This is a genomic window from Cyanobium sp. BA20m-p-22 (genome assembly GCF_024346275.1).
In the GTDB taxonomy this organism is placed as follows: Bacteria; Cyanobacteriota; Cyanobacteriia; order PCC-6307; family Cyanobiaceae; genus Cyanobium_A.
On the sequence record NZ_JAGQCQ010000277.1, the window covers coordinates 1 to 5,180 of the forward strand.

Annotated in this window: 7 protein-coding genes and 1 pseudogene; 4 read left to right on the top strand and 4 right to left on the bottom strand. The window is 64.0% G+C overall.

Translation table 11 applies throughout. The features are described 5' to 3' along the window. Positions 1-32: 32 nt before the first annotated feature. Genes KBZ15_RS18040 through KBZ15_RS18055 form a run of 4 tightly spaced genes read right to left on the bottom strand, consistent with a single transcriptional unit; the run spans position 33 to position 3,770 of the window. Positions 33-815, bottom strand: coding sequence for an asparagine synthetase B (locus KBZ15_RS18040; RefSeq protein ID WP_255016608.1), 783 nt, complete (start codon positions 813-815; stop codon positions 33-35). Beyond that, a complete protein-coding gene (locus KBZ15_RS18045) occupies positions 815-2,005 on the bottom strand; it encodes a glycosyltransferase family 4 protein (RefSeq protein WP_255016609.1) in 1,191 nt (396 codons plus the stop codon). Before KBZ15_RS18045 ends, KBZ15_RS18040 begins: the two co-directional genes overlap by 1 nt. Positions 2,006-2,009: 4 nt before the next feature. Beyond that, a complete protein-coding gene (locus tag KBZ15_RS18050; RefSeq protein ID WP_255016610.1) occupies positions 2,010-3,062 on the bottom strand; it encodes an EpsG family protein in 1,053 nt (350 codons plus the stop codon). Between the two features lie 45 nt (positions 3,063-3,107). Continuing rightward, the gene (locus KBZ15_RS18055; protein WP_255016611.1) at positions 3,108-3,770 is read right to left on the bottom strand and encodes a hypothetical protein; all 663 of its coding nucleotides are present in this window, start codon (positions 3,768-3,770) and stop codon (positions 3,108-3,110) included. Positions 3,771-3,931: 161 nt separating this feature from the next. On the opposite strand from KBZ15_RS18055, the gene KBZ15_RS18060 reads away from it, so the two are divergent. The 4 genes and pseudogenes from KBZ15_RS18060 to KBZ15_RS18070 form a co-directional block, all read left to right on the top strand. Then, positions 3,932-4,237 carry a hypothetical protein gene (locus KBZ15_RS18060; protein WP_255016612.1) on the top strand — a complete coding sequence of 102 codons (306 nt, stop codon included), beginning with the start codon at positions 3,932-3,934 and terminating at the stop codon, positions 4,235-4,237. 77 nt (positions 4,238-4,314) lie between these two features. Next, the gene (locus KBZ15_RS18065) at positions 4,315-4,461 is read left to right on the top strand and encodes a nucleotidyl transferase AbiEii/AbiGii toxin family protein (protein ID WP_255016613.1); all 147 of its coding nucleotides are present in this window, start codon (positions 4,315-4,317) and stop codon (positions 4,459-4,461) included. Positions 4,462-4,690: 229 nt separating this feature from the next. Continuing rightward, positions 4,691-4,825: pseudogene (locus tag KBZ15_RS18770) on the top strand (nucleotidyl transferase AbiEii/AbiGii toxin family protein); the annotation flags it as partial. A 5-nt stretch (positions 4,826-4,830) separates the two neighbouring features. Continuing rightward, a partial coding sequence (locus KBZ15_RS18070; protein WP_255016614.1) for a hypothetical protein occupies positions 4,831-5,180 on the top strand: 350 nt, incomplete at its 3' end.

The window sequence follows — 5,180 nt, forward strand, 5'->3', positions numbered from 1 at the left end:
TGCTGCAGGGTGTGTTCGAGGGCGTCGAGCGCCTACTCTGTGGAAGGCCAGCCGAGTTGCTGACCAGCGGCCGACTGGGCCTGGGCCTGGGCTTCTAGATCCCACCAGGGCTGGGGCGAAGGCAGCCGATCGGTGCTCGGGGCCACCAGACAGACGAGCTGCCCTGGCGGCAGCTGTTGCAGGCCCTGGTCAATGCAGAGCGGCGCCGGGATGCAGCCGCGGCTGAAGAAGGCGACCACCGCCTCAGGATTCAGCTCGGGCTGGCCCAGCCCAGGCAGGGCCCGCAAGGCGGCCAGCTCCGAGGCGAAGCCAACTATGCGGCGGCCCGCCTGCTGGAGCCAGCCCCAATAGAGCGGTTTTTCGCCAAAGCGATCACGGGCCAGCTGGAGCCGCCGCTCGCGCCGATCCCACAACGCCATGGCGAACATGCCGGCGCAGCGCTGCAGCGCCGGCTCCAATCCCCAGGCCTCAATGGCGGCCAGCAGGGTTTCGGTGTCGGAATGGCCGCGCCAGGGCGACTGGAGCAGGCCAGCCTGCTCGAGCTCATGGCGCAGGGCCAGATGGTTGTAGATCTCTCCGTTAAAGGCGATCACGTAGCGCCCGCTGGCGCTGGGCATCGGCTGATGGCCGGCCGGGGAGAGATCTTGGATCGCCAGGCGCCGATGGGCGAGCGCAAAACCTGCTGTTGGATCACACCAGACGCCGGCATCATCGGGGCCGCGGTGGGCGATGGCAGTAGCCATGGCCTGGGCGGCGGCCCCTAGCTGCTCGGCTGAGCTGGGGAATGGCTGCCAGAGGCCGGCCAGGCCACACATCAGAACATCCCCTGCAGTATGGGTTTGCGATCGAGCGGGGTGCCAAGCAGGCGGCCATAGATTTCGAGGGTGCTCTGATTCACGAGCGACACCTGAAATACAGCCACCACCTTGCGGCGGGCCTCCTTGCCCAAACGGCTTGCAAGATCGGGATTTTCGAGCAGCAAACGGATTGCCAGCTCGATGCCGCGGGCGTCGTGGATGGCCACGAGCAAACCGGAGCGGCCGTGGTCGATCACATCGCGGCAGCCGGGCACATCGGTGGTGATGATCGGTCGTTCCATGGCAGCGGCTTCGTTGAGGGCGCGGGAGAGGCCCTCGCGCCAGGAGGGCAGCACCACCAGATCGCAAGCGGCATAAACAGCTCGCATGTCGTCCACATGGCCAAGACAGCGAATGCGCGGATCGGCTTGCAGCGTGCCCAGCTCATCGGGTGTCAGGGCACTGCGGTTGCCGGCGTCGATGGCACCGGCCACCAGCAGCTGCAAGGGAATGGCATCGGCCCACAGCCGCTGGCAGGCCTCGAGCAGTTCCTTTACTCCCTTCTCGCGAATCAAGCGAGAAGGAAACAGCAATTGCAGCGGCCCGTGAAAAGCGCCGGGTGCGGCTGCATTCGCTAGGGCCGCCGGATTGAAGTGCGTTATATCCACGCCGGAGCCGCGGATCAGCTCGGCGCGTTCTGCGTTGGTGATGCCCAGCTGGACCAGTTTTTCCTGGTCAGCGGCGTTCTGGAACACCACCGTGGCCCGGCGCGCCTTGAAGGCGGCCTGGTAGATGGGTTTGAGGGCGCTGCGCATCAGGTGGTTGCGCTTGCGGGTGCCAAGAAAAACATGGCCGAGCCCGGTGACCGCATTGATCACCCGGTAGATGCGGGCGCCCTTGGCGGCGATGGTGCCGTAGAGACAGGCCTTGATGGTGAAGTGATGCACCAGGGCCGGCTGCTCACGGCGGTAGATGCGCAGCAGATCCACCAGGGCATGGGCTTCAGCGAGGGGGTTGACAGACCTGCGCGCCACCAGCCACGGGTGCACGGTGAAGCCCTCGGCTTCCAGCAGGGCGGTGTAGCTGTCATGGGGAGCGACGCCCTCTACCTGATAGCCGGCGGCGCGCAGATCCTTGAGCAGGGGCAGACGAAAGTTGTGGAGATACCAGCTGGTGTTAGCCACCAGCAGCACCTTGGGTGAGGGCATCAAGCTAGAAGGGCAGCAGCAGGTTGCGATAGGGCAACCAGAGGGAAGAATGGCCGGCAAACAACAGCCACACCAGGAGCACGGCCAGGGAGAAGAGGATCAACAACTGATTCCAGTTGTCGGGAGGGATCCCGAGCAGGAAGGTGTCAGGTAGGCGGCTGCCGACAAAGATTTGCAGTGGAATTAGGTAGAGGGCCAGGCGATCAACGGCGGTGGAGGAAGCCACGGTGGCCAGGCCAACGGCGGCGGCGATGGCCAGCAGGCTGATCAGGCTCCAGATGCGTTGCACATCGGGCGTGAGCAGGAAAAGGTGGCGGTTTGGCAAGTAGAGCAAAGCAGGCAGCAGGCAGAGGGCAACGCGGATCAGGGCCCCCTGGGATTGGTATTCCGTATCGATGTAGCCCTGCACGTAGTAATCGATATCCGGGGCGATGACTGCGGAATAGAGGCCGTAGGCGGCGCCGGCAACCAGGCCAAGGCGGATCAGCTGGGAGAAACGCAGGGATCCGGAGAGGGTGGAGGCCGGCAGGATCAGCAGCACCAGCACGGTGCGGTGGAAGGTGGCAGCCAGGGCGATCCAGGCGAGAAAGGCCAGCAAGCGATCGCGCTGCAGGGCGAGCAGGGCGAGCATCTCCAGGCCGATGGCCACGGCCTGGCGGGAATAGCCCATGGCCACCACGGTGACGAGATAGGGAAAGGCGAGGGTGAGGGCGAGCCAGGGGCGGGGCTGGGCACGGCAGAAGAGCAGCAGGCCGATGGAGAACACCAGGCCGCAGGCGGTGTTCACCAGGTAGACGCCACCGCCCCAGTTGGCGCCGATCCAGTTGAGCAGGCCGTAGCCGGGCTCGTCTGCCGCGAAGATCTCGGCGAAGGGCAGGCCGATCGAGCGCTCTACATAGGGGAGATAGTTGCCCCAATCGCCGCCCACCTGCTCCCGCAGGCCAACCAGCAGGGTGAGAAACAGGCCCAGGGCCAGCAAAGTGGAGCTGGTGATCTGGCGCGCGTTGCCGAGGCTGGCGGAGGCGAACAGGCCCCAGGAGAGCAGGTAGGGAAGCATGGCTCAGACGATAGGTTCTGCACCCGGTGGCGAATGGGAGGCGGCTCAGCCGCAGGCGGCCTGCTTGCGGCGCAACTGCTGCGGCACCAGGAAAGCGCCGGTGCTGCCGCTGGCACGCAAGAGCTGGAGGCGCAGCCAATCGCGGGCGATCGGCCAGAATTGAGGCGCTGGCAGGGCTGTGCTGGCCGTGAGCCCGGCGAGCCGCAGGCCCTGGTTGCCGAGGGCCACCTCAGCGGCGGGCAGCAGGCGGGGCAGATGGTGGCTGTCGCTCACGAGCAGCACCCTGCCGATGGCCGGCAGGGCGGCTGGAGGCCGCTGCAGCCATCGGGCGAGCTGGGTGAGCTGCTGGGCGGAATCCCAGCCCTGGCTGAGGATCCAGAAGGCACGGCCTCTGGCCAGGAGGCGCTGCTGCTGGGTGGGCTGACCGGTGCGGGGGCAGGTGATCAGCAGCAGCGGCAAGGCGCCGGTGTGCTGCAGCGCGGCATCGAGGCGGTGGTAGCCATCCAGCACCACCACCAGCGTGGTGCCAGGGGCTGGGGCAACGGCCGGCCTGAGCAGGGGCCAGAGCAGCCAGAGGGATGCGGCTGCGGGTAGGAGAACAACTGGCAGGAGAACAACTGGCAGGAGAACAACTGGTAGGTGAACAACTGGCAGGTGAACAAGCAGTGGCGAAGTTCTCACGATTGATGCCTTCATGGGGCGGGCCATGGCGGGGTGATCGCGGCCCTTCAACCGGGCGAAGGCGATCTGCTCAAAACAAGCAGGAAAGTCGGATAAGAGCCGATGATGCTCTCAAGAACCAACAACCTGGAGCATTCGCTGTGCAGGGGCCTGTATCTCACCGGAGAGCCCTTGCGCCAGGCACCAGCGTGCCTACCGCTGGTGGCCAACTATCTCTATGGCCCATCCTGCAGAACGCACGGGGGCGGTTCAGCTACCACCACCTACCACTGACTTACTACACGGTTGGGCAGGAGCTGGGGGCGAGCAACGATGGTCTCAGTTTTCTGATCGCCAGCCCGGCCAAGGCCCTGTGTGATCGTTTGGTGCTGGCCCGGAACATGCCGCTGCTGTCGCGCAGCGCCATGCGCATGCGCCAATGGCTACTCGACGACCTGCGCCTGGATCCTGAACTGCTCAGCGAGATGGATCTAAGCGATGTGCATGCCTACTGACCGTTCTCAAAACATTGCAACTGGAGCTGGCCGGATGAACCGGGTGGGTCCAGCGCAGCCAGGCCCTGCGGGAGGCGATGCAGGAAATCGCGCTGGCAGGGCTCTACAGACGGGGCTTCTTTGGCAAGGCGGCCTTCTACGGAGGAACCTGTCTGCGCATCTTTCAAAAACTACCGCGATTTTCAGAAGACCTGGATTTTTCGCTCCTGCAACCGGATCCCTGATTCTCGCTGCAACCCTATCTACAGGGCCTGGAAGAGGAAGTTGCCGCCATCGGCATCAACTTGGAAGCAAAGCAGAAAACCAAAACAACTGAGACGGCGATCATTTCAGCTTTCCTGAAAAGCAACACGACGGTTGTGCAGCTGGCAATCGAAGGAAGCCGCCTGCTGAAAAATTAAGCTGGAAGTCGACACGCATCCTCCTCTGGTCTTCTATACAGAGGGGCAGCTCTTGCTACTGCCCTACTCGTTTTATGTGAAATGCTTCGCTCTACCGGATCTCTTCGCCGGCAAGATGCATGCGGTGCTGTTTCGCCAGTGGCAGCAACGGGTAAAAGGGCGAGATTGGTTTGATCTGGAGTGGTATGTGCGGTGTGGCATCCCCTTGCATCTGAATCACCTGGCGGAGCGAGCACGACAGAGCGGCCACTGGCCGAGCGGATCGCGCGGCTGGATGTGGCCAAGGCTCGCGTGGATATCGAGCGGTTCATGCCGATCCGCAACCGGTGGTCATCTGGTCGGCAGAGTACTTCGAACAGCTGGGCAGCCGCATCCAATTGGTGTAAGGAGATCCCTGCTAACAACAGCTGGTTCCTGCAGGACGATCTGCAGCCCTCAGGCGAATTCGCCGTAATCCAGGAGGAAGCCGATCAGGCCTCGGAGTTGTCGGGTGTGTTCTGGGGTGGGGTCGAGTTGGTGCTGGAGCTGGAAAAGAGCGTATC

Excerpts from the sequence above, each read along its gene's own strand:
- KBZ15_RS18065 (WP_255016613.1), top strand. The coding sequence starts at position 4,315 with ATGCAGGAAATCGCGCTGGCAGGGCTCTACAGACGGGGCTTCTTTGGC.
- KBZ15_RS18045 (WP_255016609.1), bottom strand. The coding sequence starts at position 2,005 with ATGCCCTCACCCAAGGTGCTGCTGGTGGCTAACACCAGCTGGTATCTC.
- KBZ15_RS18055 (WP_255016611.1), bottom strand. The coding sequence starts at position 3,770 with ATGGCCCGCCCCATGAAGGCATCAATCGTGAGAACTTCGCCACTGCTT.
- KBZ15_RS18050 (WP_255016610.1), bottom strand. The coding sequence starts at position 3,062 with ATGCTTCCCTACCTGCTCTCCTGGGGCCTGTTCGCCTCCGCCAGCCTC.
- KBZ15_RS18040 (WP_255016608.1), bottom strand. The coding sequence starts at position 815 with ATGTGTGGCCTGGCCGGCCTCTGGCAGCCATTCCCCAGCTCAGCCGAG.